Source organism: Streptomyces sp. PH9007, from assembly GCF_059813725.1.
This window is the reverse complement of the sequence record NZ_CM187440.1, coordinates 2,233,137-2,259,123: the sequence shown is the minus strand read 5'-3', so window position 1 is coordinate 2,259,123 and position 25,987 is coordinate 2,233,137. Positions and strand designations below refer to the sequence as shown.

28 protein-coding genes are annotated in these 25,987 nt (G+C 71.3%); 13 read left to right on the top strand and 15 right to left on the bottom strand.

Annotation, left to right across the window (positions count from 1 at the left end; genetic code table 11):
- Positions 1–108: 108 nt before the first annotated feature.
- The 4 genes from ACTFAP_RS10145 (at position 109) to ulaA (ending at position 3,136) form a co-directional block, all read left to right on the top strand.
- Complete coding sequence (locus tag ACTFAP_RS10145; protein WP_386533655.1) at positions 109–837, top strand: GntR family transcriptional regulator; 729 nt, start codon at positions 109–111, stop codon at positions 835–837.
- Positions 838–871: 34 nt separating this feature from the next.
- Positions 872–1,327 carry a PTS sugar transporter subunit IIA gene (locus ACTFAP_RS10140; RefSeq protein ID WP_500468858.1) on the top strand — a complete coding sequence of 152 codons (456 nt, stop codon included), beginning with the start codon at positions 872–874 and terminating at the stop codon, positions 1,325–1,327.
- Positions 1,324–1,605 (top strand): PTS sugar transporter subunit IIB, encoded by a 282-nt coding sequence (locus tag ACTFAP_RS10135; RefSeq protein WP_019433515.1) that lies wholly within the window; start codon positions 1,324–1,326, stop codon positions 1,603–1,605. The genes ACTFAP_RS10140 and ACTFAP_RS10135 overlap by 4 nt, the downstream gene beginning before the upstream one ends.
- 124 nt (positions 1,606–1,729) lie before the next feature.
- Positions 1,730–3,136, top strand: a complete 1,407-nt coding sequence (gene ulaA / locus ACTFAP_RS10130) for a PTS ascorbate transporter subunit IIC (RefSeq protein ID WP_500468857.1) — start codon at positions 1,730–1,732, stop codon at positions 3,134–3,136.
- An 81-nt stretch (positions 3,137–3,217) separates the two neighbouring features.
- Here the strand turns inward: ulaA and ACTFAP_RS10125 are convergent, their stop codons facing one another.
- The 7 genes from ACTFAP_RS10125 to ACTFAP_RS10095 all read right to left on the bottom strand — a co-directional run bounded on the left by ACTFAP_RS10125 (position 3,218) and on the right by ACTFAP_RS10095 (position 8,534).
- Positions 3,218–4,234, bottom strand: coding sequence for an iron-siderophore ABC transporter substrate-binding protein (locus tag ACTFAP_RS10125; RefSeq protein ID WP_500468856.1), 1,017 nt, complete (start codon positions 4,232–4,234; stop codon positions 3,218–3,220).
- Between the two features lie 21 nt (positions 4,235–4,255).
- Positions 4,256–5,059 (bottom strand): ATP-binding cassette domain-containing protein, encoded by an 804-nt coding sequence (locus tag ACTFAP_RS10120; RefSeq protein ID WP_495684316.1) that lies wholly within the window; start codon positions 5,057–5,059, stop codon positions 4,256–4,258.
- Positions 5,060–5,117: 58 nt separating this feature from the next.
- The gene (locus tag ACTFAP_RS10115; protein WP_400012216.1) at positions 5,118–6,179 is read right to left on the bottom strand and encodes a FecCD family ABC transporter permease; all 1,062 of its coding nucleotides are present in this window, start codon (positions 6,177–6,179) and stop codon (positions 5,118–5,120) included.
- A complete protein-coding gene (locus ACTFAP_RS10110; RefSeq protein WP_400012218.1) occupies positions 6,176–7,213 on the bottom strand; it encodes a FecCD family ABC transporter permease in 1,038 nt (345 codons plus the stop codon). The genes ACTFAP_RS10115 and ACTFAP_RS10110 overlap by 4 nt, the downstream gene beginning before the upstream one ends.
- 64 nt (positions 7,214–7,277) lie before the next feature.
- The gene (locus ACTFAP_RS10105) at positions 7,278–7,817 is read right to left on the bottom strand and encodes an MSMEG_1061 family FMN-dependent PPOX-type flavoprotein (RefSeq protein ID WP_390122020.1); all 540 of its coding nucleotides are present in this window, start codon (positions 7,815–7,817) and stop codon (positions 7,278–7,280) included.
- A gap of 54 nt (positions 7,818–7,871) precedes the next feature.
- Entirely contained in the window at positions 7,872–8,123 is a 252-nt protein-coding gene (locus ACTFAP_RS10100) for a type B 50S ribosomal protein L31 (protein ID WP_030736007.1), read from the bottom strand.
- Positions 8,124–8,207: 84 nt separating this feature from the next.
- Positions 8,208–8,534, bottom strand: coding sequence for a WhiB family transcriptional regulator (locus ACTFAP_RS10095; protein WP_436980512.1), 327 nt, complete (start codon positions 8,532–8,534; stop codon positions 8,208–8,210).
- 218 nt (positions 8,535–8,752) lie between these two features.
- Between ACTFAP_RS10095 and ACTFAP_RS10090 the strand changes: the two genes are divergently transcribed.
- Positions 8,753–9,610, top strand: coding sequence for a putative RNA methyltransferase (locus ACTFAP_RS10090; protein ID WP_500468855.1), 858 nt, complete (start codon positions 8,753–8,755; stop codon positions 9,608–9,610).
- Here the strand turns inward: ACTFAP_RS10090 and ACTFAP_RS10085 are convergent.
- Both ACTFAP_RS10085 and ACTFAP_RS10080 read right to left on the bottom strand, forming a co-directional pair.
- Positions 9,589–10,479 carry a protein kinase gene (locus ACTFAP_RS10085; RefSeq protein ID WP_500468854.1) on the bottom strand — a complete coding sequence of 297 codons (891 nt, stop codon included), beginning with the start codon at positions 10,477–10,479 and terminating at the stop codon, positions 9,589–9,591. The genes ACTFAP_RS10090 and ACTFAP_RS10085 overlap by 22 nt on opposite strands.
- 510 nt (positions 10,480–10,989) lie before the next feature.
- Entirely contained in the window at positions 10,990–11,223 is a 234-nt protein-coding gene (locus tag ACTFAP_RS10080; RefSeq protein ID WP_432746619.1) for a hypothetical protein, read from the bottom strand.
- Positions 11,224–11,359: 136 nt separating this feature from the next.
- On the opposite strand from ACTFAP_RS10080, the gene ACTFAP_RS10075 reads away from it, so the two are divergent.
- From ACTFAP_RS10075 to ACTFAP_RS10060, 4 genes are all read left to right on the top strand, one after another.
- Entirely contained in the window at positions 11,360–12,208 is an 849-nt protein-coding gene (locus tag ACTFAP_RS10075) for a helix-turn-helix domain-containing protein (RefSeq protein ID WP_500468853.1), read from the top strand.
- Positions 12,184–12,399, top strand: a complete 216-nt coding sequence (locus ACTFAP_RS10070) for a DUF397 domain-containing protein (RefSeq protein WP_500468852.1) — start codon at positions 12,184–12,186, stop codon at positions 12,397–12,399. The genes ACTFAP_RS10075 and ACTFAP_RS10070 overlap by 25 nt, the downstream gene beginning before the upstream one ends.
- Entirely contained in the window at positions 12,396–12,602 is a 207-nt protein-coding gene (locus ACTFAP_RS10065; RefSeq protein ID WP_500468851.1) for a DUF397 domain-containing protein, read from the top strand. Before ACTFAP_RS10070 ends, ACTFAP_RS10065 begins: the two co-directional genes overlap by 4 nt.
- 182 nt (positions 12,603–12,784) lie before the next feature.
- Positions 12,785–13,858, top strand: coding sequence for an LLM class flavin-dependent oxidoreductase (locus ACTFAP_RS10060; RefSeq protein ID WP_500468850.1), 1,074 nt, complete (start codon positions 12,785–12,787; stop codon positions 13,856–13,858).
- A 12-nt stretch (positions 13,859–13,870) separates the two neighbouring features.
- Here ACTFAP_RS10060 and ACTFAP_RS10055 read toward each other — a convergent pair whose 3' ends face one another.
- From ACTFAP_RS10055 to ACTFAP_RS10035, 5 genes are all read right to left on the bottom strand, one after another.
- Positions 13,871–15,748 (bottom strand): Dyp-type peroxidase, encoded by a 1,878-nt coding sequence (locus ACTFAP_RS10055; RefSeq protein ID WP_500468849.1) that lies wholly within the window; start codon positions 15,746–15,748, stop codon positions 13,871–13,873.
- Between the two features lie 133 nt (positions 15,749–15,881).
- On the bottom strand, positions 15,882–17,546 hold the full coding sequence (locus tag ACTFAP_RS10050) for an extracellular solute-binding protein (protein ID WP_500468848.1): 1,665 nt from the start codon (positions 17,544–17,546) through the stop codon (positions 15,882–15,884).
- A 14-nt stretch (positions 17,547–17,560) separates the two neighbouring features.
- Complete coding sequence (locus tag ACTFAP_RS10045) at positions 17,561–18,436, bottom strand: ABC transporter permease subunit (RefSeq protein WP_495684928.1); 876 nt, start codon at positions 18,434–18,436, stop codon at positions 17,561–17,563.
- Between the two features lie 65 nt (positions 18,437–18,501).
- Positions 18,502–19,488 carry an ABC transporter permease gene (locus ACTFAP_RS10040; RefSeq protein WP_390122014.1) on the bottom strand — a complete coding sequence of 329 codons (987 nt, stop codon included), beginning with the start codon at positions 19,486–19,488 and terminating at the stop codon, positions 18,502–18,504.
- Between the two features lie 202 nt (positions 19,489–19,690).
- Entirely contained in the window at positions 19,691–20,500 is an 810-nt protein-coding gene (locus ACTFAP_RS10035) for an exodeoxyribonuclease III (protein WP_500468847.1), read from the bottom strand.
- Between the two features lie 162 nt (positions 20,501–20,662).
- Here ACTFAP_RS10035 and ACTFAP_RS10030 point away from each other — a divergent pair, with 162 nt between their 5' ends.
- A complete protein-coding gene (locus ACTFAP_RS10030; RefSeq protein WP_495684305.1) occupies positions 20,663–21,157 on the top strand; it encodes a GNAT family N-acetyltransferase in 495 nt (164 codons plus the stop codon).
- Positions 21,158–21,170: 13 nt separating this feature from the next.
- Here ACTFAP_RS10030 and ACTFAP_RS10025 read toward each other — a convergent pair whose 3' ends face one another.
- Positions 21,171–22,163: an ABC transporter permease gene (locus ACTFAP_RS10025; RefSeq protein WP_500468846.1), complete on the bottom strand. Its 993-nt coding sequence runs from the start codon at positions 22,161–22,163 to the stop codon at positions 21,171–21,173.
- Positions 22,164–22,257: 94 nt separating this feature from the next.
- Here ACTFAP_RS10025 and ACTFAP_RS10020 point away from each other — a divergent pair, with 94 nt between their 5' ends.
- The 3 genes from ACTFAP_RS10020 to mgtA are packed head-to-tail and all read left to right on the top strand — an operon-like array spanning position 22,258 to position 25,972.
- A complete protein-coding gene (locus tag ACTFAP_RS10020; protein WP_495684303.1) occupies positions 22,258–22,854 on the top strand; it encodes a TetR family transcriptional regulator in 597 nt (198 codons plus the stop codon).
- Between the two features lie 33 nt (positions 22,855–22,887).
- Entirely contained in the window at positions 22,888–23,274 is a 387-nt protein-coding gene (locus tag ACTFAP_RS10015) for a metalloregulator ArsR/SmtB family transcription factor (RefSeq protein WP_495684302.1), read from the top strand.
- Complete coding sequence (gene mgtA / locus ACTFAP_RS10010) at positions 23,258–25,972, top strand: magnesium-translocating P-type ATPase (protein ID WP_500468845.1); 2,715 nt, start codon at positions 23,258–23,260, stop codon at positions 25,970–25,972. Before ACTFAP_RS10015 ends, mgtA begins: the two co-directional genes overlap by 17 nt.
- The last annotated feature ends 15 nt before the right edge of the window (positions 25,973–25,987 follow it).

The following is a 25,987-nucleotide window of genomic DNA, read 5'->3' as shown; positions in this document are numbered from 1 at the left end:
GGAAGCTTCCGCCGCGCAGTACGGTTACATCGAATTGACCTATTGACGTCCTCTGGGTTTCTAGTCATCATGACGTCTCGACGACACGTTCTCAGTGAGGAGGCGGCGGTGGCCGAGCACAAATACGCCCAGGTGCGCGACCATCTGCTGAACCGGGTCAGCGATCTCCCGGTCGGCGGACAACTGCCCCCCGAGGCGGCGCTCTGCGAGGAGTACGCCGTGAGCCGCATCACACTGCGCCGGGCCGTCGACGATCTGGTCAACGACGGTTACCTGATCCGTCAGCACGGCAAGGGCACCTTCGTCTCCCGGCCCCGCTACGCCCTCAAGCACCGTGAGCGGTTCGTCAGCGAGGTCACCGGCTTCTTCACGCAGATGACCCGGCAGGGCCACGCCGTCACCTCCGAGGTGCTGGCCCAGAAGCGGACGCGGGCCGGCAGCCGGCTGGCGGCAGCCCTGGACATCTCGCCGGCCGCCCCGGTCGTACGGCTGGAGCGGCTGCGCCGGGTGAACGGCGTCACGCACCATCTCGCCGAGTCGTTCGTGGCGGAGGAGCGGTTCCCCGACGTGCTGGGGGCGGACTTCACCGCCACCTCCCTGTACGCCCATCTGCGGGCGCACCACGACGTGGTGCTCACGCGGAACGAGATCGTCGTCGGCCTGCACACCTGTGACGGGCGCGAGGCCCATCTGCTGGATGTGGCGGACGGCTCGCCCCTGCTGCTGGCGACCTCCACGGTCTTCGACCTGGAGCGGCGGCCGGTGGTGCACGGGACGTCCAAATTCCTGCCGGAGAGCGCCGAGCTGTCCTTCGACATCCTCGCCGACGCCGACTAGCACCACGAGCACGAGAGATCACGGAGAAAGTGCCATGCTCAGCGAACTGCTGACCGAGGAGAAGATACGTTTCTCCGCCGACCGCCTCGGCTGGCGGGAAGCGGTGACCCAGGTCGCCGAACCCCTGCTGACCGCCGGCGACATCACCGCCGAGTACGTCGACGCCATGATCGCCTCCATCGAGGCGGGCGGCACCTACATCGACCTCGGCTTCGGCATCGCCCTGGCCCACACCCGCCCCGAGAAGGGCGCGGTGCGCACCTCGATCTCGATGCTGCGTCTTGAGGAGCCGGCCCCGCTGCTCGACCAGCCCGAGCACGCCGTCGATCTCTACTTCTGCTTCGCGGCGGTCGACGCCACCGCGCACACCCAGGCCATGTCGTCCCTGGCCCGCATTCTGTCGGACACCGAGACCCGGGAGGCGCTGCGCGCCGCCCGCTCGGCCTCCGACGTCCACCGGCTCATCACCGCATTCGAGGAGAAGAAATGAAGTTCCTGGCGATGTGCAGCTCGGGCCTCGGCTCCAGCTTCATGGTCCACATGAACATCGACGAGGTCCTGGGCGAACTCGGCGTCAGTGGCGTCGAGGTCGACCACACCGACATCGGCTCGGCGGGCCCCGAGAGCGCGGATGTCTTCTTCGTGGCCAAGGACCTGGCGGACACCGCCGCCGGCCTCGGGGACGTGGTGGTGCTCGAAAGCATCATCGACAAGGAGGAACTGCGCGAGGCGGTCAAGGCGGCCGCCGTGCGCAAGGGCCTGCTGTAACCCTTCCCCGGCTCCACCCGTCCCCCCGCTCGCTCCCCGATCCACAGCAAGGAACGTCTGTCCACTGCTGACGTCACCTGCATCGCGACCGAACCGCTCGTCGTGCCGTAGAAAGGCGCCACCCGTGAACGGCTTCCTCAACACCCTCGTGGACATATTCCGCGAACCATCCGTGATCATCGGCCTGATCGCTCTGCTCGGTCTGGTCCTCCAGCGCAAGTCCGCCTCGGACACCCTCAAGGGAACGATCAAGGCGTTCGTCGGCTTCCTCGTGCTGGCCGCGGGCGCGGGGGTCGTCTCCGGCGCCCTCACCCCGTTCGGCGACATGTTCCAGCACGCCTTCGACGTGCAGGGCGTGGTGCCGAACAACGAGGCCATCGTCGGTACCGTCCTCACCGACTTCGGCACCCAGGCCGCGCTGATCTTCTTCTTCGGCATGGTGGTGAACGTGCTGCTGGCGCGCTTCACCCGGCTCAAGTACATCTACATGTCCGGGCACGTGGCGCTGTACCTGGCCGCGATGACCGCCGTGATCCTGATGGCCAACGGCTTCGAGTCGTGGGAGGCCGTGCTGTGGGGCTCGATCGCCCAGGGCATCGTCACCACCGTCTCGCCCGCCCTGGTGCAGCCGTTCATGCGCAAGGTCACCAAGCAGGAGAACGTGGCGCTGGGTCACACCGGCAACGTCGGCATCGCCACCTCCGGCTGGGTCGCCAAGCTGACCAAGGGTGACGCCGCCAAGTCCACCGAGGACCTGAAGATCCCCTCCGGTCTGGGCTTCCTGCGGGACACCACGGTCGTCATCGCGCTGTCCATGGGTGTCATCTACCTGCTGGTGACGCTGATCGCCGGGCCCGGCTACGTGGAGAGCGAGCTGAGCGGCGGCCAGTGGTTCGTGATCTGGGCGATCATGCAGGCCGGTATGTTCGCGGCCGGTGTGACGATCATCCTGGCCGGTGTGCGGGTCGTGCTGGCCGAGATCATCCCCGCCTTCAAGGGCATCTCGCAGAAGCTGGTCCCCAACGCCAAGCCCGCCCTGGACGTGCCGATCGTCTTCACCTTCGCGCCCAACGCGGTGCTGATCGGCTTCCTGGCCAGCTTCGCGGCCGGTCTGATCGGCATGGGTGTGCTGGCGGCCGTCGGCGGCACGATCATCATCCCGGGCATCGTGGCGCACTTCATGACCGGTGGTGCCTCCGGTGTCATCGGCAACGCGGTCGGCGGCCGGCGCGGCGCCGTCCTCGGCTCGATCGCCAACGGTCTGCTGATCACCTTCCTGCCGCTGCTGATCCTGCCCCGCCTGGGCGATGTCGGCCTGGCGAACTCCACCTTCTCGGACGCCGACTTCGGTGTCGCCGGGTTCCTGGTGGGCAACGCCGCCAACTGGGGTCACGTCGCGGTGATCGTGCTGGTGCTCGGCTCGCTGGTGGGTGTGCTGGTGGGCAGCGCGCTGGTCGACCGGCGGGAGAAGCGCAACGGCCCGCCCGCGGACGAGGCAGCCCCGGAGCAGCAGACGCAGCCCGTCTCCTGACCCGGCCGGCCCTCGGAGAACGGCCCGGGCCCGTACGGTACGTACCGTACGGGCCCGGGCCGTCGGGTTTCCCGGCGCCGGTCAGGCGTTGCCGGCCACCGCGTCGGAGAGCAGGGGGACCACCAGGTCCAGGGCGTAGGGCAGGGAGAGCACCGTGTTGGTGGCGAACGCCAGGGAGATCTCCGGGTCGTCCAGGACCAGCCCGCGGCCGTCCGCGACCGAGGGGATCGCCTGGTAGAGCGGGTCCTCGCTGATGTCGGTGGGCGGCACGCCGATCGGGGTGACGATGGTGACATCGGCGTCCAGCAGGTCCAGCCGTTCCTTGGAGACCGGGATGGAGAAGTCCTCACCGGCCAGTTCGTTGACGGCGGGGCTGTTGGTGAAGCCGAGCGCCTCCACGAAGTCCACCCGGCCGCTGTTCTGGACGTAGGCGCCGTAACCGCCGGAGGTGACCGCGGAGACCACGATCGTTTTGCCCTCGAACTCGGGGTGGTCGGCGGCGGCCTGGGCGAAGGCGTCCTCGGTGTCGGCGATCAGCTGCTCGCCGGCCTCGGCGCGGCCCAGCGCGGTGGCGATCATGGTGACCTGCTCGCGCCAGGAGATCTTGTACTGCTGGCCGCCTTCGGGGATGCCCACGGTGGGGGCGATCCGCTCCAGCATGTCGTACCGCTCCTGGGTCCCGCTGGAGTTGAGGTCCAGGATCAGGTCCGGGTCGAGCTCGGCGATGCGCTCCAGCTCGGGCTCCATGGTGCCGATCAGTTCGGGGGCCTCGTCGTACAGGCCCTCGGCCCAGGGGCCGACCCCTTCGCCGCCGAAGGCCAGCCAGTCGCTGGCGCCGACCGGCTGCACGCCGAGCGCCAGGGCGGTCTCGGCGTCGCCCCAGCCGAGGGCGACGATCCGCTGCGGCTCCTCCTCGATGGTGACGTCGCCGAAGGCGGTGGCGACGGTGACCGGGAAGGCGCCGCCGTCCGGGGAGGCGTTCTCCTCCTGGCCGGCGGGCTTCGCCGCGGTGTCGTCGTCGGAGCCGCAGGCGGCGAGGGGGAGGGCGAGGGCGGCGACGGCGAGCAGGGCCAGCCGCACACGGGGCAGATGTCTCATGCCGCTTAGGTTAGCCTGCCCTTACTTGACCGAGTGATGCCGCCCCATCGGTACGATCAGCGGCGTCCCGGAGACCGGGTCGTCCACCAGCGTGCAGCGCAGCCCGAACACGTCCGACACCACCTGCTCGGTGACCACCTCGGCCGGCGGCCCCTCCGCCACGATCCGCCCGTCCCGCATCGCCACCAGGTGATCGGCGTACCGGCAGGCCAGGTTCAGATCGTGCAGCACCACCACCACGGTGGTGCCGGCCGAGGTGTTGAGGTCGGTCAGCAGATCGAGCACCTCCACCTGATGGGTGATGTCCAGGTACGTGGTCGGCTCGTCCAGCAGCAGCAGGTCCGTGCCCTGGGCCAGCGCCATCGCGATCCACACCCGCTGCCGCTGGCCGCCGGAGAGTTCGTCCACCGACCGGTCCGCCAGCTCCGCCACATCGGTGGCCTCCAGCGCCTCGGCGACCGCCCGCTCGTCCTCGTCGCTCCAGCGCCGGAACCAGCCCTGGTGCGGATAGCGGCCCCGGCCCACCAGATCGGTGACCGTGATGCCATCGGGTGCCACCGGGGTCTGCGGCAGGATCCCGAGCGTGGTGGCGACCTCGCGGGTGGGGCGCGAGTGGATGGACGCGCCGTCCAGCAGCACCGAACCGGAGGCCGGGGTCAGCAGCCGGGCCAGACCGCGCAGCAGGGTGGACTTCCCGCAGGCGTTCGGCCCCACGATCATGGTGATCCGGCCCGGCGGTATGTCCAGGGACAGGCCCTTGACCACCTCGTGGCGGTCGTAGGTGAGCCGCAGCTCCTCGGTGCGCAGTGTGTGCTGAACGGTCATGGGCGGAGGTTCTCCCTTGGACGGGCCCGGGTGCGGGCGCGAATGCCGGCGGCGCTGGTCAGCCGCCGCGGCCGACGCGGTTGGCGGTGGCCAGCAGCCACAGCAGGTACGGGGCGCCGACCACGCTGGTGACCACGCCGACCGGGATCTGGTGCGGGCCGAGCAGATGCTGGCCGATGTAGTCGGAGAGCAGCACCACCAGCACCCCGGTGAGGGCGGCCGGCAGCAGTGCCGCGTCCTGGCGGCGCAGCAGGCCACGGGCGATGGGCGCGGAGACGAAGGCGACGAAGCCCACCGGTCCCGCGGCGGCGGTGGCGACCCCGGCCAGGGCCACGGCGCACAGCAGCAGGGCGACGCGGGAGGGTTCGGTGCGGGCGCCCAGACCCCGGGCGGTGTCGTCGCCCAGCTGGAGCGCGGGGAGGGCACGGGCGGCGAGCACGGTCAGCGGGATCAGCAGGGCCAGGGCCAGCAGCAGGGGGCGGGCCTGGTCCCAGGACCGGCCGTGGAGGGAGCCCGCGAGCCAGACGAAGGCCTGCTGGGCGACCATCGTCTCCGAACGCGTCATCACGTACGAGACGGTGCTGGTGAGGGCGGAGGCCACCCCGACACCGATCAGCACCAGCCGGTAGCCGGTGACGCCGCGCCGCCAGGCGAGCGCGTAGATCAGTACGGCGGCGGTCAGTGCCCCGCCGAGCGCGGCCAGCGAGACGGCCGGACCGCTCAGGCCCAGGATCACGAGGGAGACCACGGCCGCGGCGCTGGCCCCGGCGCTGATGCCGATCACATCGGGGCTGGCCAGCGGATTGCGCAGCAGGGACTGGAAGATGGCCCCGGCCACCGCGAACGCGGCGCCCACCCCGACGGCGGTGACGGCGCGCGGCAGCCGCAGCTCCATGATGATGAACTCATCGCCCCGGCTGCCGCCCCCCGTGAGGGTGGCCAGCACGTCGGGCAGCGGGATCGACTTGTCCCCGGTCGCCAGCGACAGCAGGAAGACGGCGATCGCCCCGGCCAGCAGCCCGGCGCAGACCACGAGGGTGCGCCGCCGCCGGGTCCGCCGGGCGTGCCGGATGGCGCCGATGGCCTTGATGTCCGTTGTCGCTCGGGTCTCCGTCGTCACAGCGCGCCCGTCTTCCTGCGGCGGACCAGGGCGATGAAGGGGGGTACGCCGATCACAGCCGTGACGATGCCGACCTGGAGTTCGCCGGGGCGGGCGACGAGGCGGCCCACCACGTCGGCGGCCAGCAGCAAGGTGGGGGCCAGCAGCGCCGAGTAGGGCAGGATCCAGCGGTAGTCGGGGCCGGTGAAGGCGCGGGCGATGTGCGGGATGACCAGGCCGACGAAGGCGATGGGCCCGGCGATGGCCGTGGCCGTGCCGCACAGCAGCACCACGGCGCAGGCCGCGAGGGCGCGCACGGCGCCCACCCGCTGACCCAGTGACCGGGCGGTGTCGTCGCCCATGCTGAGGGTGTTGAGCCAGCGTCCGCTGACCAGCGCGCACAGCGCGCCGGCCACGATGAACGGCGCGGCCTGGGTGAGCAGTCCGTCCTCGGTCCTGGTCAGCGCGCCGACCTGCCAGAAGCGGTACTGGTCGAAGGCGTCGTTGCTGGTGAGGATGATGGCGCTGGTGACCGAGCCGAGTGCGGCGGTGGTGGCCGCACCGGCCAGGGCCAGCTTGATGGGGGTGGCGCCCTCGCGGCCCAGGGAGCTGACCCCGTAGACGAGCGCGAAGGCGCACAGCGCCCCGGCGAAGCCGAACCACACATAGCCGCTGAGGGTGACGATGCCCAGGGTGTTGATGGCGAGGACGACGAAGAGGGCGGCGCCCGCGTTGACACCGAGGATGCCGGGGTCGGCCAGCGGATTGCGGGCCACGGCCTGCATCACGGCTCCGGCCAGGCCCAGCGCCACCCCCGCCAGCACGCCGATGACGGTGCGCGGGACGCGGACCTCATGGATGATCAGCTGCTGGGTGTCGGAGGGGTCGTAGGCGGTGAGCGCCTGCCACACGGTGTGCGCCGGAATGCTCGCGGTGCCCAGGGTGAGGGAGGCGATGACCGCGAGCAGCAGGGCCGCGGCCGCCGGGATGAGCCCGGCGGCGAGCACGGGGCGGGAGCGCGAGGACGGCGTGGCCGTCGTGTTGCGTATGCCCATGTGTCTGATCGCGTCTGTCTGTGCGCCGGTCTCCCAGTAAGGGAAGGCTACCCTAACATGCGCGTCAGTAGGTGACCTTCAGCTCCGAGAGGTCCTGCGGCCAGGACTCCGGGTCCCACAGGCCCGAGCGGCGCAGCGCGTTGGAGCAGTGCAGAAAGACCTCGTCGGTCTCCACGATCAGGGCCAGCGCCGGGCGGCGGCCCTTCAATACCATCCGGTCGAAGAACTCCCCGTCCCGCACCAGCGTGGCCCGGCCGTTGATCCGCAGCGTCTCGGCGGCTCCCGGGATCATGAAGATGAGCCCCACCTGGGGGTTGCTCAGCACATTGCGCCAGCTGTCGGTCCGGCGGTTGCCGAGCCGGTCGGGTATCGCGATCGTGGAGTCGTCCAGCACCTGCGCGAACCCGGGCGGATCGCCCCGCGGCGAGACATCGCAACTGCCGTCGGCGGCCGAGGTGGACAGGACGCAGAACGGGGAGGTGGCCAGCCACTTCCGCTCGAACGCCCCGAGTTCCTTCTTCACCTTGTCGATCACGGCAGGGTGCGGGGTGCCGACGATCTCGGACAGTTCATCGGCGGAGGTGACCGCGTGCTCGTACATCATCCGGCCGATGCTCTCACCCGGCCCCCGGCGGGTGCGCAGACGGGTGGCGGTGGCTCAGCGCTCCCGGCGCCCGTAGCGCTGCTCGAACTTCTGCACCTGGCCCTCGGAGTCCAGCACCCGGGCCTTGCCCGTGTAGAAGGGATGGCTCTCCGAGGAGATCTCCACATCGATCACCGGATACGTCTCCCCGTCGTCCCACTCGATGGTGCGGTCGCTGGTGGCCGTCGACCGGGTGAGAAAGGCGTACCCGGCGGAACGGTCCCGGAAGACCACCTGCCGATAAGGGGGGTGGATGTCCGATTGCACGGTTCCTCCCGGACTGGGGCGGATGCCTCCCTTCATGCTCGGCGCGCCCGGACGCCCCCGCAACCGGAACGGGCCGGGGCCCGCCTACGCCGCGTCGGCGGCGCCGGCCCGGGGCTCCTCGCCCGCCGCCGTGGAGCGCTCGTACTCCGCGCGGGCCGTCTCCAGCAGCTGCCGCCAGGAGGTGACCGTCGGCCGCCGGCGCAGCAGCGCCCGCCGCTCCCGCTCGGTCATCCCGCCCCACACCCCGAACTCGATCCTGTGGTCCAGGCCGTAGGCCAGACACTCGGTCTTCACCGGGCAGCCGGTGCACACCGCCTTGGCGCGGTTCTGCTCCGCGCCCTGCACGAACAGTTCGTCCGGATCGGTCTTGCGACAGATCCCGTTCTTGCTCCAGTCGGTTTCCCAACTCATCCCGGTGCCGTCCTCCCACGGTCCCACGACCATTCTCAGCTGAGGACGTTACGGAATGCGACGGCATGGCAACACCCCCAGTCGGTCCCATCTGGCATGGCCCGATGGGACTATGCCAAGGGCCAGGTCACTCTCAGGAGTGATGCCAGAGGCAACTGGGACGGGGCGGACGGCTCGGAGATAGGGTGACGGTTGCCCCGCACCCCTCAGGGAATCCCGTGTCTGCCTCCGCGCCCTCTCCGTTCGCCGCGCTGCGCTGCCCGCTGTGCGGGCAGCCGCTCACCCCCCACGACACCAGCCTGCGCTGCCCGGAGGGCCACACCTTCGACATCGCCCGGCAGGGGTACGCGAGTCTGCTGACCGGCGGCAAGGTGCCCGCCGGCGCCGATACCCAGGCCATGGTCGCCGCCCGGGACGCCTTCCTGGCCGCCGGCCACTACCGTCCGCTGGCCGAGGCCCTCGCCGCGGAGGCGGCCGGGGCACAGGTCCCCCGCGATGGGACCGTTCTGGACGCCGGCACCGGGACCGGCTACTACCTCGCCGCCGTCCTCGACGCGCTCCCCTCAGCGCAAGGAATCGGCCTGGATCTGTCCAAATATGCCCTGCGCCGCGCCGCCCGCGCCCACCCACGGCTGTCCGCCGCCGTCTGGGACGTGTGGCGCCCGCTGCCGCTGCCCGACCACCACGTCGATCTGCTGATCAACGTCTTCGCCCCGCGCAACGGCCCCGAGTTCCACCGCGTACTGCGCCCCGGCGGCACCCTGCTGGTGATCACCCCCACCGCCCGCCATCTGTCCGGGCTGCCCCGCGAGCGCCTGGGCCTGCTCGCCATCGACCCCGACAAGGACGCGCGGCTGCGCCGCACCCTGGAGGGCCACTTCGAGCCCGCCGGCAGCCGCACCGTGGAGTACCGGGCCGAGCTGCCGCCCGCCGACCTTGCCCACCTGATCGCCATGGGCCCCTCGGCCCACCACCTGGACACCGACGCCACCCGCGCCTGGCTCGCCGAACAGCCGGGCCCGGTGCCGGTCGTGGTCTCCGTCACCCTCTCCCGTTACGACCCCTGCAAGGACTGATCCATCAGGCCGGGCCCGACGATCACCCCCCGGTGATTGGCCCATGCCTCGGCCGCCTCCGCCATGGCCTTGAGCCACGATTCCTCGGGGCGCCACTTGGCGAACGACCAGTACATGCGCGTGGTGGCAGCGGCAAAGGCGTCGATCGCCTCCGGGGCCGCGTTTTCCCACACCTTGCAACCGGACGCCCACGACTCGGCGGACTCAGGGCTGTGCCCGGATGACACGAGCTGCACGACGAGCATGCCCGGGTCGATGAATGCCGCCCCGCGCGTGGGCCACGACCAGTCCACCGCCCACGCGTCCCGCTCCCCGATCAGCAGGTTGCTCGGATTGATGTCGGTGTGCAGCAGGGCATCGCCTCGCAGGAGAGCGGCCTCCGCCTGGTCCGCGACGTACCTGTCCCAACGAGTCTCGTGCCAGCCATGGGCGACACCGGGAAGTTCTACCGACGCCATCCGGTTGAGGAGTCCGACGATGGCGGGCAAGTCCGGCGAGCCCGGGGCGAAGGCTGATCGCCTGCCATCAACGACCTCGAATCCCAGCACGATCCACTCCTCGTTCTCCACTTCCCACAGCACAGCGGGGGAGATTGGTTGAACGTGGGGATTGATCAGTTTCTCGCGAACGATGGAATCGCGGTGCCATCCCGCGTTGCGCATCGCCTTGACGAAGAACGGTCCCTTCTCGCACCGCACCAGCTCCGTGAGGTCCGCTCCGAACCCCCGCTTGGGCTCCGCGTGACCCACAGCTCCGGTGTGCGGGTGAATCAATTCCCAGAAAGCGGAGCCGGGATGTTCCCGTTTCATAGGTCCCACAGGTGTTCGGAGGGCATTCAGTTCCCGGATGACCCGGTTCACACGAGTCATTGTGGCTGCAACCGGCGTCGCACCACTGATCCGGCAGGAAGGGCTGTTCGGGGCAGCAGTTGTTACTGGCCTGCGGCCTTTCCGGGCGGGGGCATGTCACCAGTGTGCGCCGCACAGCGCGGGGCGCAGGCCCACAGGCCGTACGCGTAGCCGAACGCGGGATGCCGGACAGCGCCGATCAGTCGTGCCGCACGCCAGACGGCGGGAAACCGATATCCGCACCGGATGCAGGCGAGACCGCACTGTTGTTCCGGGGAGAGCCGCGAGACCGGCGGAAGACCGGGGTTCACCGCCCGATGACCGACAGGCCGAGGACAGCGACCGCGATGGCGCCGGCCAGCGCCTGGGCGACGACGGTGGCCTCCATGCTCGGTCCGGCGTCCAGCCCGCCGTGATGACACGCACAGGCACAGCCGGTTGGCGCGTCCGGACACGAGGCGTGAAACTCGCCGAACCCCGGCTCTCGCGCCACAGCGCAGACCCGGCTGACAGTTTCGGACCCGGTGGGCATCAGATCCGCTTCCTGCTGTGGTGGTTGCGCTCCTCAACCTTGGCCCGCAACAGATCCCCGGAATCGGCCGCCCGGAGGTCCTCGGGCAAGACGTCCCACTCTCGCCCGCCGCCCACCGGACGCAATTGATAGCTGGGACCGATGTGATCCATGACCACTCCCACCCGGTCCAGCCGGCTGTCCCTCGCCAGTTCACCGATCTTCGGCACGATCGTGGGGGTCTCGAACGTCATTGCGTGTCCCTCTTGCTGCCGTTCTGTATTCGGACGACTACAAGGATTGAACGGGCGGTATTACGCTGACCAGGGGAAAGGAGTGGTCCGGATCACACGGGCCACGCACAGCCATTCGACAGAGGGCGGAACTTCCATGGCTGCGAGCAAGTCCACCTCCACCCGCAAGCCACACGCCAGGCGCATCTTCATGGAAGAACTCGCGCTCCTGCGCGAGGAGTCGGGGATGTCCCTGGCCCAGCTGGCGGAGAAGGTCCGCTTCGACCGCAGCTACCTCCACAAGCTGGAGACGGGGCTGCGCCTGGGTGATGAGGCCACGAGCAGGGCACTCGACCAGTGCTATGGCACGGGGCGCCACCTTCAGCTGTTGTGGAAGCTGGCGAAGGAGGAGGTGTTTCTGGACCGCTACAAGCGCTATATGAAGCTGGAGAGCGAGGCCATGGTCATGCACAACTACTCGGCCAGCACGATCATGGGGCTGTTGCAGACGGAGGAGTATGCCCGGGAACAGCAGCAGACCGCTTGGCCCAAAGACGAGAACGAGTTGGAAGAACAGGTTGCGGCACGGATGGGCAGGCAGGAGGTGCTCACCCGGGAGAGCCCGCTGCATCTGCGGGCCATCCTTGATGAGTCGGCCCTGCACCGGCGGCTCAACGACCCGGAAGCCTGGACCCGGCAGCTTGCCCATCTGTTGAAGGCAGCCCAGCGCCCCAACATCATCATTCAGGTGTTTCCCTTCTCAGCGGGGCTGCAAGATCAGTTGGGCGGTTCCCTCACCGTGCTGACGGTGCCCAATGGCACGTCAGTCGTCTACGAGGAGAGCAGCACGACGGGGGAGTTGATGGAAGAACCGGGAGAGGTAGAGACTCGCAAGCTGGCTTACGATCGCCTGCGCGATGCGGCCTTGACACCGGTAGAGTCTGTGGCATTCATTCGTTCTCTGCTGGAGGAAAGTGCAACATGCGAGCCGCCGGACTCGATCTGAGCGCCGCTGTGTGGCGCGCGAGCAGCTACAGCAACGCCAACGGTGGCCAGTGCGTGGAGGTCGCGGACGGATTCCCCGGGGTTGCCCCGGTCCGTGACAGCAAGTGCCTCGGCCCTGTCCTGATGGTTTCCTCCTCCGCCTGGGCCGGGTTCGTCACCAGCGTCAAGGCGGGCGAATTTCCGCTCGCATGATGCAGCGGCCGATCACGGGCGGGCCGGTGTGGCGCGCCAGCAGCTACAGCAATGCCAGTGGTGGTCAGTGCCTGGAGGTCGCGGACGGCATCCCTGATGTGATCCCTGTCCGCGACAGCAAGCGTCCAGAGTTGTCCCTCGCCGTTTCCTCGTCCGCATGGGCCACATTCGTCGCTGCCGTCAAGCGCGGCGCTCCCTGGTGACGGCAGCCGCTTGCTCGTGCCCGCTGGAAAACGGTTGAGGCGTGATCATGTCGGAGCTCCGGTGTCGGCCGGCCCCGTGGTGTCCGTCTCACTTCCTGCCTTTCGCGGCGGGAACGGAATGATCCCGCCTCTCTGAGGGTTGACCTCCCGTACCGAGCCGCAGGAACAGGGAGGACACCGCCGTGTCGGACGCCATCAGGGGAAGCAGCTTCGGGACGGCCCCCGTACCGCTGTCGGTGCTGGACCTGGCCACCGTGGGCAGCGGACGGACGGCGACCCAGGCGCTGGCCACCTCGGTGGAGCTGGCCAAGCTCACCGAGCGGCGCGGCTACCACCGGTTCTGGGTGGCCGAGCACCACTCGATGCCCGGTGTCGCCAGCTCGGCGCCCGCCGTGATCCTCGCCCACCTCGCCGCCCACACCGACCGCATCCGGCTCGGCTCGGGCGGCGTGATGCTGCCCAACCACGCCCCCCTGGTGATCGCCGAGCAGTTCGGCACGCTGGAGGCGATGGCCCCCGGCCGCGTCGACCTGGGCCTGGGCCGCGCCCCCGGCACCGACCAGGCCACCGCCGCCGCCCTGCGCCGGGGCCGCACCGACGGCGCCGACGAGTTCCCCGAGCAGCTGGCCGAACTCGTCCGCTTCCTCGACGACGACTTCCCGCAGGGCCACCCCTACGCCCGCATCCACGCCGTCCCCGGCCCCATCCAGGGCCGGGTACAGGGCGGGGTGCAGTCGGACCGCCGGCCCTCGGTGTGGCTGCTGGGATCCTCCGGGTTCAGCGCGCAGCTGGCCGGGCGCCTCGGACTGCCCTTCGCGTTCGCCCACCACTTCTCCTCGGCCCACACCCTGCCCGCCCTGGAGCTGTACCGGCACACCTTCCGCCCCTCCGAGGTGCTCTCCGAGCCGTACGCCCTGATCGGCGTCAACGCCCTGGCCGCCGAGGACCGGCACGAGGCGTACCGGCAGGTCCTCACCGGTGCGCTGTCGATGGTGCGGCTGCGTACCGGCCGGCCGGGCCTGGTGCCCAGCCCCGAGGAGGCCGAGAGCTACCCGTTCAGCGCGATGGAGCAGGACGTGGTGGACGAGTGGCTGAGCAACGTCATCCACGGAACACCGGACACCGTCCGCGAGGGCCTGGACGCGCTGGCCGAGCGCACTGGGGCCGATGAACTCATGCTCACCTCCATGGGCCACGGCGCCGAGGCCCGGCTGCGGAGCTACGAGCTGATCGCGGACGTCTACCAGCAGGGCTGATCCGGCCCGCCCTCAGTGGGCGGTGTCGGTGTGCCAGAGCAACTCCCCCTCCGCCGAACGGATCTCGACGTCACCTGTGGTGCGGGCCGTGAGGACCGCCCCCGGGTGACCGGCGGTCGGGGTTGCCCAGATCGCCTCGCCCTCCTCGGAGAGCAGGGCGAGTTCACCGCTGGGCCTGAACTGCGCCAGCACCGCGCCGCTGTCGGTCGTGGAGCGCCAGCGTTCGTGCTCCCGCTCGTCGTGGACGGTGAGGTCACCGCTCTCCTGGAAGCGCAGCCGGGCCTTGCCCGAGCTGATCACCTCCCCGCGCCGCAGCGTGAGCGGCGCGGCGTACCGCTGGTCCTCCAGGGGCCCGCCGCCCACCGGGATCACCCCCTCCGCCAGCCACTTCAGGGCGGAGAGCGAGGGCACGAAGGTGTACAGCGCGCCCTCGGTGCGCACGAACTTCTTGAAGTCCAGCGGGTGGTGCCCCGACTCGCCGACCGGGAAGGATCCGGAGCCCGCGCCGCCGATCACCGGATCCCGGCCGACCGGGCTCTGCCGCTCGGGGAAGTCACCGGCCTCCACCCAGGTGCGCTGGATGAACTCGAACTGGGCGATGAGATCCGACTGATAGCTGATGAACAGCAGCCCGCGCGCGGCGTCCCGGCCCCCTGCCTCGGCGGTCGGGCCGAACGGGACGCCCCGGCGCAGCACCCGGCGGCCATCCAGGATGCCCTCCTGGGCCAGCGCCTCCTTGTCGTCCTCGGTGGCCTTGAGCCCGTCCCTGGGGTTGGTCTTGCGCAGGTGCGAGAACAGCGGGGTGACCCGCCCGTCCAGATCGTCGCCGAACGACACGTCGTTGGTCGGGGATGCGCACGGGGGGAGCGGCGTGTCCCGGTCGGGGGAGTGCGGCAGTGGGGTGCCCGAGGGCCAGCGGCCCATCATCCGGGCCGCCATCCACTCCTTGCCGGCGCCGGGCGGCGCCGCGCCCACCGCGCGCAGGGCCCGTACATGCTGCTCGGCCTGCTCCCACCAGCCCTCGACGTCCTGGGCGAGGCGCCGCACCACCTGGAAGGTGCCGTCCCGCATCCAGTCCGGCAGCCAGGTCACCACCCGGTGGTCCGGGGTACGGCCGATGAGGAACTCGCCCGCGGCGATCAGCCGGGTGCCCGGCTTGCCCTTCTGATGGACCGGGTCCAGGGGATCGGGGGCGTCGAAACCCCGCACCCCGGGCTGGCTGATGCCGTCCCGGAAGCCGAAGTGCTCCTGTCCGCGCCGCGCCCCCGGCAGCGTGGCGGCGCGCTGCTCGAAGACGAGGAACACCTTGTGCCGTTCGCAGGCGGCCCGTTCCTCCTCCACGGCCGCGCGCAGCTCACCCGGCCGGTCCGCGGCGAGGGTGAGCACCGCGTGCACCGGCTCCTGGTGGCCGGCGCCGAACAGCCAGTGCGCCGGGTCGCTCTCTCCTGTGTCGCCCAGCAGTTCCTTGCGCCGCGCGCAGCCCTGCGCCAGCGCCTCCTGGGTGCTGCCGGCCGGCACGTCGGTGAGCGGATCACCGCCGATCAGCTCGGCCAGCCCCGGGTAGGTGAGGGACACGCCCCGCCACACCGCCGCGGCGTGCAGTGGGTCGGCCCCCTCGGCGGTGCGCCGGGCCCGGCTGAAGGACTCGTTGAACGCCGCCACCTCGGCCGTCGTGGAGATCCGGTGGCGCAGCCGCCCCAGCCACTCCCTCGCCTGCCGCCGGTCGCCGAAGCGCAGCATCAGCAGCCGGGCGTGGTCCTTCTTGAACCCGGCCAGGATGTCGCCCTGGATCTCGGTGCTCTCGCGCAGTGGCAGTTCGCCGCCGTCCGGGCTGTCCTCCCGTGCGTCCCGTGCGGTGACCCGGCCGATGTCAGGTTGGATGTTCGCCATCACACGCCCCCCGTGCGTCCATGCCAGCCACCTCCCATGGTGACTGTGTGTCTCCCTTGACATGGATGACGTTACCGAACGTGAGGGCAGTTGGGGTGATTCCCTCCCAGAATCACCCCAACGAGTGGCTGCCCTATGTCTGATTGACGGCCGCGTACTCCTCCGCCAGCTCCGCGTCGACCTGATCCCCGCCCTGCGTACGCCAGGTCCGCACCGCCTCGTCCCACTTCTTCATCGAGTCGTGCCCCTGCACCACCGAGATCACCGCGTCCTCGAAGAGCTTGCGCATCCTGGTGTAGGGCCGCAGCGCGTCGCGCACCACGAGCCCGCTGGTCAGCGGCGCGATCCCGGTCTCCACGTCCTGGGTCTGGAAGGCGTGCACGCGGCGCACCGCGTCCGGGTTGCCCGGGTAGAAGTGCACCGGCGGCGGCGCGGTGATGTACCTCACCGGCACCGTGCTCGGGTTCTCCGTCTTCGCCAGCTCCGTCAGCTCCAGATCGCCGTCCACCCGCTCGAAGTGCTCGCCCTCCACCCCGTAGTACGTGCGCTCGTACTCCGTGGTGCCGAACGGCGCCGCCAGGTAGTTGATGATCCGCAGCATCAGGGCGATCCGCTCCGGCGGCCCCGGCTTGAGCAGCGTGTACCCGTATGTCCCGCCGCTGAAGTGCGAGGTCGCCCCCGCGCCCAGGCCCGTCGGCGGGCGCAGCAGATCCACCGTGAACGCGTCCCCGACCGCGATGTTCGCCGCCTGGTACCCGGGCAGATTGTCCAGCTGGGCGCGGACCGTCCCGTTGAAGAACAGCGACTTCATCGTCTCGGTCGGCATCGTCGCCGTGCCCGGGTAGTACACCTTCTCCGTCACGTGCAGCCGCCGCGCGAACTCCACCGCCGCCCGGTACTCCTCGGTCAGCTCCGCCTTGACGAACGCGCCGTCCCGCATCCCGTACAGGTTCGGCGCTCCGTGCCACGACGACAGCAGCGGCACCCCGAACAGCCAGCCGCCCGAGGCCACCCCGAAGCCGTACTTCTTGCCGCCGGTGCCCCGCTTGAGGGTGTCGGTGAACTCCTCCGCCGTCCAGTCGTTGTACGTGCCCTCCGCCAGCTCCGTCATCTCCTCGCGGTTCGACAGGATCGCGGAGCCGGTGCGCGGCCGGGTGATGGGCACCCCCATGATCCGGCCGCCCATCAGCCCCATGTCCCGCCAGGCGTAGGTCGGCAGGTTCGCCAGGTTCGGGTAGTCCCGCACGGCGGGGCCGCTCAGGTGCTCGCTCAGATCGGCCGCCACGTTCGCCGCGTAGTCGGCCACCCGCGGGATCCAGTTGCGCACCATCACCAGGTCGGGCATGTCCCCGCTGGCCATCATCGTGGCGAGCTTCGCGCTGAGGTTGCCGCTGGGCACCAGCTGGAGCTTCAGATCGACGCCGAGCGCCTCGTTGAGGGCGGCCCAGTAGCGGTTGGCGCCGGGTCCGCGCGGCGGCGCCTCGTACGTCTCCACCATCGCGGTCACCGTCTGGCCGCTGCCCGGCCGCTCGGGTACCGAGGACACCAGGTGGTCGGGGTAGCGCAGGAAGCCGGCGTCCACCCCGCGCGGGTCGGGCGGCAGATCGGGCCGCGGGCCCTCCACCGGTACGTACTCGGGCCACGGCACCGGCTCGGTGCCGGCGTTGCGGGCGCTGCGCACCTGCGAGGTGGCGCAGCCCACCAGCGCGGGCCCGGCGGCCAGCGCCGCCGAAACACCGAGCGAGCCGCGCAGAAAACCTCGCCGGGAGGGAGCACCGGCACGGGGATTCACGGTCATGTCCGCTCCTTCGCTCAGCTCTTGATGGCGCCGGTCAGCACGCCCTTGGTGAAGTACTTCTGGATGAAGGGGTAGATGATCAGGATCGGGATCACCGCGACGACGACCGTGGCCATCTGGTACGTCTGCGGCGCCGCGACGGCGCCGGAGTCGGAGAGCGCGTCGGTGGTGTTGCCGCCCAGGTTGGCGCCCTTGGTGACCACCGTCTGGAGCACCGCCTGGAGCGGCCACTTCGAGGAGTCGTTGAGGTAGAGGATCGCGGAGAAGAAGCTGTTCCAGTAGCCGACCGCGTAGAAGAGGCCGATCACCGCGATGACCGCCTTGGACAGCGGCAGCACGATCCGCAGCAGCACGGTGAGTTCGCCGGCCCCGTCGATGCGGGCGGCGTCGTACAGCTCCTGTGGCAGCCCCTGGAAGAAGCCGCGCATGATGACCAGGTTGAAGACGTTGATGGCCACCGGCAGGATCAGCGCCCAGTACGAGTCGAGCAGCCCCAGGCCCTTGACCACCAGGTAGCCGGGGAGCATCCCGGGCGGGAAGAGGAAGGTGAACAGCACCATCAGCAGCAGCGGTTTGCGCAGGCTGAAGTGCTCGCGGGAGAGCACGTAGGCCAGGGTGATGGTGCCGAACAGGCTGACCGCCGTGCCGACCACCGTGATGCCCACGCTCACCGCGAGCGAGCGGGTGATGGTGCCGCCGGAGAGGATGTCCTGGTAGGCCTGGAGCGTCGGTTCGGTGGGGAAGAGCACCCAGCCGCCGTTCTCGGTCACCTCGGCGGGCGAGGCGAGCGAGGTGGAGAACACCACCAGGATCGGCACGAGGATCAGCGCGCAGATGATGACGAGGGAGACCGCCTTGCCCACCTGGGTGAGCGGGTTCGGCTTCTCCATCCAGGAGGGGCGGCGTTCCCTGGGGCCCGCCACGCGGTCCAGGAGCGTGTGCTGGCTGTCTCGGCTCACTTGTAGACCCCCTGCTCGCCCAGCCGGTGGGCGATCTTGTTGGCGCTGAAGACGAGCACCGCGCCGACGACGCCCTTGAAGAGCCCGGCCGCCGCCGAATAGCCCCAGTCGGCGCCGAGTACGCCCTGGTAGTAGACGAAGGTGTCCAGCACCTCGCCGGCCTCGGGGCCGACCGCGTCGCGTTGCAGCAGGATCTGCTCGAAGCCGACGGTGAGGATGTCGCCGAGCCGCATGATGAGCAGCAGGATGACGATGGGCCGGATCGCGGGCAGCGTGACGTGCCAGAAGCGGCGGCGCGGGCCCGCCCCGTCGAGGGCGGCCGACTCGTACAGATCCTGGTTCACCTGGCTGAGCGCGGCCAGGAAGATGATCGTGCCCCAGCCGCAGTCCTTCCAGATGATCTGGACGACCATCAGCGGCTTGAACGCGTCGGGGTTGGCGAGCACATCGGTCACGAAGGCGACGTTGCCGCCGAACATCCCCGTCGGACCGAGCAGTTGCTGGAACAGCGCGACCACGATGACCCAGGACAGGAAGTGCGGCAGGTAGACGACCGACTGGATCAGCTTGCGGACGCCGCCGCGCGCCAGGCTGTGCAGCAGCAGCGCCAGGGCGAGCGGCAGCGGGAAGAAGAACACCAGCTGGAGCACGGCGATGGCCAGGGTGTTCCAGGCGGCCTGCCAGAAGGCGGCGTCCTCGAACATCCGCTGGAAGTTGTCCAGGCCGACCCAGGGGCTCTCCCACAGGCCCTGGAAGGGGACGAAGTCCTTGAAGGCGATGACATTGCCGAACAGCGCGGCGTAGTGGAAGACCAGGAAGTACGCGATGCCCGGGAGCGCGAGCAGCAACAGGGTGCGCTGGCCGCGCAGTTCCCTGCCCCAGCGGGCGAGGCGGTCCGTGCGCGCGGGGGAGCGGGGCGGCGGGTCGGGCGGGTCGGCGGACGGGGCGGGGGAACCGCCGGCCTGCTCGATGGTGCTCGTCATCGAACACTCCCTCAGCTCGGTGCATCTACCCAACGGAACCAACGGATTCAAACGGTTCACGGAAGGTAGAGCGATTGCTGAGGGAGGTCAACAGTTCGGACAGAACTGCCTGTTGAGAGGCATAGCAAACGTGTTGCTGCGCCGACCGGCCGCAGGGACCCGCGGCCGGTCAGATGTCAGGAACGCACAGAACCGAACGGGCTCAGCCGGGCAGGCCCTCGAAGACCGCCGTCACCGGGGCGTGGTCCGACCAGCGCTCCCCGTGCGTCGCCGCCCGCTCCACGTACGCCTTGACGCACCGCCCGGCCAGCCCCCCGGTGGCGGCCAGCAGATCGATCCGCCAGCCCGCGTCGTTGTCGAACGCCCGGCCCCGGTAGGACCACCAGGAGTAGGGACCCTCCTGCTCGGGGTGCAGCGCGCGCACCACATCGGTGTAGCCGCCCTCGGCCCCGAACACCCGGGTCAGCCACGCGCGTTCCTCCGGAAGGAAGCCGGAGTTCTTCCGGTTGGCGCGCCAGTTCTTCAGATCGGCCTCCTGGTGGGCGATGTTCCAGTCGCCGCACACCAGCACCTCGCGCCCCTGCGCGGTGGCACGCTCGCGCAGCCCGGCCAGGTACGGCAGGAAGGCCGCCATGAAGCGCTCCTTCTCCGCCTGCCGCTCGGTGCCCACCTCGCCGGAGGGCAGATAGAGGCTGGCGACGGTCAGGCCCGGCAGGTCGGCCTCCAGATAGCGCCCGGAGTCCTCGAACTCCGCGACCCCGAACCCGGTGCGCACGGCGTCCGGCTCGCGCCGGGTGAGCAGCGCCACACCCGCCCGCCCCTTGGCGGCGGCCGGCGCCCAGTACGCGTGCCAGCCGGCCGGCTCCCGTACGTCCTCGGGCAGCTGCTTCTCCTCGGCGCGCACCTCCTGGAGGCACACCACGTCCGCCTCGGTGGCGGCCAGCCACTCCCGGTAGCCCTTGGTGGCGGCGGCCCGCAGGCCGTTGACGTTGACCGTGGTGACGGTGTGCACAGTGAGTGCCCTCCCGGCTGATGCCCTGATGCGTGGGGTGCTGAGGATTCCGCGCGCGACCCTACGCCACCGCGCCAACCCGGGGACAACCCGGCCAGATGGTGATCAATCGCCTCAGGTGCCCGTACCGTCACGACCCTCCGGGTTTGTACGATGACCTGCATGAAGCTCGTCACCGCCCGCTTTGATCACCCCGACGCCCGGAAGCTCAACGACCGGGTGCAGGCGGAGTACGCGGTCCGCTACGAGGACGAGGGTGACCTGACCCCGCTCGCCCCCGAGATGTTCGACCCGCCCAGCGGCCTGTACGTCCTGGCGTACGACGCCGACGGGGTCCCCATCGGCACCGGCGGCTGGCGCTCCCACGACGAGACCTCGCTCGGCGAGGGGTACGCGCTGGGCGACGCGGAGATCAAGCGGATGTACATCGTCCCCGAGGCCCGCGGGCACGGCTTCTCCCGGCTGATCCTGGCCCATCTGGAGGAGACCGCCCGCGCCGCCGGGCGGCGGCGGATGGTGCTGGAGACCGGCACCAAGCAGCCCGAGGCGATCCAGCTGTACGAGTCCAGCGGCTACGCCCTGGTGCCGGAGGGCGGCAAGTTCGGCTACTACCGCTTCCACACCAGCAGCCGCTGCTACACCAAGCCGCTCGGCTGACCGCGGCGGCCGGTCAGCGCGCCATCGCCGGGGCCGGCGAGGCGGGCGGGGCGTCCGCCACCGGGCCGCCCCGGCGGCGGCGGTGGTGCACCACGGCCACCGTGGCCAGCCCGGCCACCGCCCAGGCGGTGAGCACCGCCAGCGGGTACGCCGCCCCCGCGCCGTCGAAGAACGCGACATCGCGCAGCAGGGTCGCCCCCGAGCCGGTGGGCAGCAGCTGACCCAGCGTCCCGACCGGGCTCGGCAGCATCTCCGGGGCCGAGGTGGCGCCCGACCACGGGTTGCCCAGCATCATCAGCAGCACCGCGCCGGCCCCGATGCCGCGGGGCCCCAGCAGCGCCGCCAGCCCGGCCACCGTCGCCCCGCCCGCCAGCGCCATCAGCCCCAGCGAGGCGGCCACCGTCCACCAGTTCCCGGCCATCGCGCCCAGCCAGCTGTGGCCGATCAGCGCCCCGGCCACCCCCACCAGCGCCGCCGTGCCGAGCAGCGCCGCGATCGCGTACCGGCCGCGCAGCCGCAGCAGGGTGACCAGCGCGCCCAGGGCGATGCCCGCCATCGCCATCGGCAGCACGCTCACCCCGAAGACGGCGCCGCGCGGATCGCCGTCCGGGGTCGGTACGACATCGGTCACGGTGAGCTCGGTGCCCTCGGGCAGCCCCTGGGCGGCGACCTGCTCCAGCAGCTGGGCGACGGAGGGGCTCGCGGCGGACGCGGTCAGCAGTTCGGCGCCCTGCGGGCCGAGCACCAGCGCGCCGTAGACGTCGCGGTTCTCGATCGCGGCGGTGGCGGCGTCCGCGTCCGGGTAGGTGTGCACGTCGAACGCGCCGCCCCGCGCGTCGAGCCCGGCCACCACGGGGGCCGTCGCCTCGGCGGGGCCGGCCACGCCCAGCGGCAGGTCGTGGGGGGCGGTCCTGGCCACCGGCCAGGCGAAGGCCCACAGGATGAAGGTGATGGCGAGCGGCAGCGCCACCAGGACGGCGATCAGCTTCCGGGTCTGGGATGGCATGGCGGATGCTCCGGATTCAAAGAGAATGAGCATTCGTTTTACGACCGGGGCGCGACGGTTGTCAAGAAGGAACGTTCGTTTTAGGCTCGGCGCCGTGGCCCGTGTCTCGCAGGAACATCTCGATGCCCGCCGCCGGCAGATCGTGGAGGGCGCCGCGCGCTGCTTCGCGCGCGACGGCTTCCACGCCACGTCCATGCAGGACGTGCTCAAGGAGACCGGCCTGTCCGCCGGAGCGGTCTACCGCTACTTCCCCTCCAAGGACGCCATCATCGTCGCCCTCGCCCTGGAGGTCCTGGAACGGGTCGGCGGCTCCTTCTCCCGCGCCGCCGCCGCCGAGCCGCCCGCCCAGCCCGGGGACGTGCTGGCCGACACCCTGGAGGAGGTGCTCCAGACCCTCGACGTGCCCCCCTCGCTGATCATCCAGGTGTGGGCGGAGACCCTGCGCAACCCCGAACTCGCCGCCGTCCTGCACCGGGGCATCAACACGGTGATCTCCTCCTGGACCGCCATCGCGGAGAACTACCAGCGCCAGGGGCTCATGCGCGACGACGTCCCCGCCGAGCACGTCGCCCGTACCGTCGCCGCCTGTGCCCAGGGGTTCTTGATCCAGCGCGCGCTGGTCGCGCCCGATCTCCGGCCGGACGTGCTGCGCGACGGTCTTCGGGGCCTGACCTCATTGACCCTAGACTGAGGCCTTCGGAGGCGTTCCGATGGCGGAAGGTGCGTGGTGGGCACAACGGCGGGGCCGGCGGGCGGGCGTGACGGGGACCCGTCACCCGAACTGCTGACGGAAGCCGCCGCCGCCTTCGGGCTGCTGGCCTCCACCGCCCGGCTGCACATCGTGTGGGCGCTCGCCGAGGGCGAGAGCGACGTCAGCGGTCTCGCCGAACGCGTCGGCGGCACCCTCCCGGCCGTCAGCCAGCACCTCGCCAAGCTCAAACTCGCCGGTCTGGTCAGATCACGGCGCGAGGGCCGCCGCGTCGTCTACCTCGTGGACGACCCCGATGTGGTCACCGTCGTACGGCTGATGGTCGGCCAGCTCGCCGACCGCACCCCGCGCCGCGCCGCGGTGCCCCAGGCGCCCCGGCGCGCGCATGGCCTGGGGATCTGAGGCGTCCGCGCGCCCCGCCGCGCCCCCGCAGCTCACCGCAGCCCGCCCGGACACCACCGATCCGGCCGCACTGGGCCGGCTGACCACCCTGGAAGTCCTGCGCGCGCTGGAGACCTCACCGCGCGGCCTGGACGAAGCCCGGGCCCAGCGGCTCCTGGAGCGCTACGGCGAGAACACGCCACCCGCCGCCCACCCACCCGGCCGGCTGCGCCGCTTCGCCCGCAGCCTGCGCGACCCGTTCAGCGCCGTCCTGCTCGTCCTGGGCGTGGTGTCCGCCGCCGTCTCCGCCTGGGCCACCGCCGCCGTCATCACCGTGCTCGTGGTCATCAGCTGCGTCCTGCGCTCCGCCGGCGAACACCGGGCCGAACGCGCCGCCGCCGGGCTGCGCGAGCTGGTCGCCGCCACCGCGACCGTACGGCGCCGCCCCGCCCCCGGCGCGGAGCCGCAGGTGCGCGAACTGCCCGTCGACCAGCTGGTGCCGGGCGATGTGGTGCTGCTGGGGCCCGGGGACGTGGTGCCCGCCGATGTACGGCTGCTGCGCGCCACCGGGCTGACCGTGCACCAGCCCGCGCTCACCGGCGAGTCCGCCCCCGTCACCAGGACCGCGCAGGACACCCCCGACACTCCGCTTCCCTGGGACCTCCCCGGGCAGCGGCACCTGTGCCTGCAGGGCGGCAGCGTGGCCACCGGCAGCGGTACGGGGGTGGTGGTCGCCACCGGCGCGGGCACGTTCTGGGCCCGGCAGTCCCGCCCGGTCCCGCGCAGGACCACCAGCGGCACCGTCTTCCACCAGGCGCTGGGCGGCGTCTCGTGGACCCTGATCCGGCTGATGCTGTGCGCCGCCGCGCTGGTGCTGGCCGCGCACACCGTGCTGCGCGGCCCGGCCCTGGACACCGTGCCGCTCGCGGTGGCCGTCGCCGTGGCCCTCACCCCCGAGATGCTGCCGGTGGTGGTGAACGTGTCGCTGGCCAGGGGCGCGGTGCGGCTCGCCGGGGAGCACGCGGTGATGGTCCGCCGGCTGCCCGCCCTGCACGACCTGGGCGCCATGGAGGTGCTGTGCACCGACAAGACCGGCACCCTCACCCGGGACCGGCCCGTGCTGCACAGCGCGCTCGACCCCTGGGGCCGGCCCGACCCCGAGGTGCTGGGCTGGGCGGCCGTCAACGCGCACTGGACGCTGCACCTGGCGGAGCTGCCCGCCCCCGACCCGCTGGACGAGGCCGTCCTGCGGGCGGGCGGCCCCGGTGACCCCGATCCCGGCGATCCCTGCGGCCGGCTGACCGGCCTCGCCGCGCTGCCGTTCGACCCGGTACGCCGCCGGGCCACCGCCGTCGTCCGCGAGCCCGACCACCCCGGTACGCACACGGTGGTGGTGAAGGGTGCCGTGGAGGAGGTGCTGCCCTGCTGCACGCGCCTGCGTACGGAGGCGGGCGGGGAGCACGCGCTGGACGAGGCGCGCCGGCTGGAGGTGCTGGCGCTCGCCGAGCGGCAGGCGGCCGCCGGGCTGCGGCTGCTGGCCGTCGCCATGGCCCGCCGCCCCGGCCGGACCGTACCCGCCGGCCTCACCCCCGCCTCCGCCGAACGCGAGCTGACCCTGCTGGGCTTCGTCGCCCTGCGCGACGAACTCGCGCCCGGAGCCGCCGAGGCGCTGTCCGCCCTCGCCCGCCGGGGCATAGCCGTCAAGGTGCTCACCGGCGACCACCCGGCCACCGCCGCCCGCGCCTGCCGTGACCTGGGCCTGGACCCGGGGCCGCCGGGCACGGTGGTCACCGGGGCGCACACCGAGACCCTCGACGACGCCGAGCTGGCCGAGCTGGCCGCCACCCGTACCGTTTTCGCCCGCTGCACCCCCGCCCACAAGGCCCGCGTCGTGGAGGTGCTGCGCGCGGCGGGGCGCCCCACCGGCTTCCTGGGCGACGGCGTCAACGACCTGCCCGCGCTGCACGCCGCCGACGTCGGCATCTGCCCGCTGGGCGCCGCCGACGTCACCCGGGCCGGGGCGGACGTGGTGCTGGCGGGCAAGGACCTCACCGCGATCGACCGCGCGGTGACCTGCGGCCGGGACACCACCCGCAACATCACCACCTATCTGCGGGTGGTGCTCTCCTCCAACCTCGGCAACGTCATCGCGATGATGGTCGCCGGGCTGCTGCTGCCCTTCCTGCCGATGCTGCCGCTCCAGGTGCTGGTCCAGAACCTGTGCTTCGACGCCGCCCAGCTCGCGTTCGCCTTCGACCGGGCCGAGCCCCGCGCCGGGGCCCGCGATGGCCCCACCGTGCTGCGTCCGCGCGCCTTCACCGCCTTCGTCCTGCGCTTCGGCGCCCTCAACGCCGCCGCCGACCTGGGGACCTTCGCCGCCCTCGGCTGGCTGCTGAGTCTGCCCTCGGCGGCCGGCCTGGACGCGCACGCGGTCTTCCACGCCGGCTGGTTCACCGAGAACCTGCTCACCCAGGCGCTGGTGATCTGGCTGCTGCGGCCCGGCTCCGCGCGCCGGATGCCGCCGCCCCTCGTGGCGGCCGTGGCCGGGCTCACGGCGATCGGGCTGCTGCTGCCGCTGTCGGCGCTCGCGCCCGCCCTGGGGCTGACCGCCACCCTGCCCGGCGCGTACTATCCGCTGCTGGGGGTGGTGCTCGTGGTGTACGCCGGAGCGCTGGGCTTCATCAGGGCGCGTTACCGGGGCGCCATTTCCATACTTTAGAGTTTGCGCAATCGG

Excerpts from the sequence above, each read along its gene's own strand:
- ACTFAP_RS10140 (WP_500468858.1), top strand. The coding sequence starts at position 872 with ATGCTCAGCGAACTGCTGACCGAGGAGAAGATACGTTTCTCCGCCGAC.
- ACTFAP_RS10135 (WP_019433515.1), top strand. The coding sequence starts at position 1,324 with ATGAAGTTCCTGGCGATGTGCAGCTCGGGCCTCGGCTCCAGCTTCATG.
- ACTFAP_RS10125 (WP_500468856.1), bottom strand. The coding sequence starts at position 4,234 with ATGAGACATCTGCCCCGTGTGCGGCTGGCCCTGCTCGCCGTCGCCGCC.
- ACTFAP_RS10120 (WP_495684316.1), bottom strand. The coding sequence starts at position 5,059 with ATGACCGTTCAGCACACACTGCGCACCGAGGAGCTGCGGCTCACCTAC.
- ACTFAP_RS10110 (WP_400012218.1), bottom strand. The coding sequence starts at position 7,213 with ATGGGCATACGCAACACGACGGCCACGCCGTCCTCGCGCTCCCGCCCC.
- ACTFAP_RS10105 (WP_390122020.1), bottom strand. The coding sequence starts at position 7,817 with ATGATGTACGAGCACGCGGTCACCTCCGCCGATGAACTGTCCGAGATC.
- ACTFAP_RS10095 (WP_436980512.1), bottom strand. The coding sequence starts at position 8,534 with ATGAGTTGGGAAACCGACTGGAGCAAGAACGGGATCTGTCGCAAGACC.
- ACTFAP_RS10085 (WP_500468854.1), bottom strand. The coding sequence starts at position 10,479 with ATGACTCGTGTGAACCGGGTCATCCGGGAACTGAATGCCCTCCGAACA.
- ACTFAP_RS10080 (WP_432746619.1), bottom strand. The coding sequence starts at position 11,223 with ATGACGTTCGAGACCCCCACGATCGTGCCGAAGATCGGTGAACTGGCG.
- ACTFAP_RS10075 (WP_500468853.1), top strand. The coding sequence starts at position 11,360 with ATGGCTGCGAGCAAGTCCACCTCCACCCGCAAGCCACACGCCAGGCGC.
- ACTFAP_RS10070 (WP_500468852.1), top strand. The coding sequence starts at position 12,184 with ATGCGAGCCGCCGGACTCGATCTGAGCGCCGCTGTGTGGCGCGCGAGC.
- ACTFAP_RS10065 (WP_500468851.1), top strand. The coding sequence starts at position 12,396 with ATGATGCAGCGGCCGATCACGGGCGGGCCGGTGTGGCGCGCCAGCAGC.
- ACTFAP_RS10055 (WP_500468849.1), bottom strand. The coding sequence starts at position 15,748 with ATGGCGAACATCCAACCTGACATCGGCCGGGTCACCGCACGGGACGCA.
- ACTFAP_RS10050 (WP_500468848.1), bottom strand. The coding sequence starts at position 17,546 with ATGACCGTGAATCCCCGTGCCGGTGCTCCCTCCCGGCGAGGTTTTCTG.
- ACTFAP_RS10045 (WP_495684928.1), bottom strand. The coding sequence starts at position 18,436 with ATGGAGAAGCCGAACCCGCTCACCCAGGTGGGCAAGGCGGTCTCCCTC.
- ACTFAP_RS10040 (WP_390122014.1), bottom strand. The coding sequence starts at position 19,488 with ATGACGAGCACCATCGAGCAGGCCGGCGGTTCCCCCGCCCCGTCCGCC.
- ACTFAP_RS10030 (WP_495684305.1), top strand. The coding sequence starts at position 20,663 with ATGAAGCTCGTCACCGCCCGCTTTGATCACCCCGACGCCCGGAAGCTC.
- ACTFAP_RS10025 (WP_500468846.1), bottom strand. The coding sequence starts at position 22,163 with ATGCCATCCCAGACCCGGAAGCTGATCGCCGTCCTGGTGGCGCTGCCG.
- mgtA (WP_500468845.1), top strand. The coding sequence starts at position 23,258 with ATGGCCTGGGGATCTGAGGCGTCCGCGCGCCCCGCCGCGCCCCCGCAG.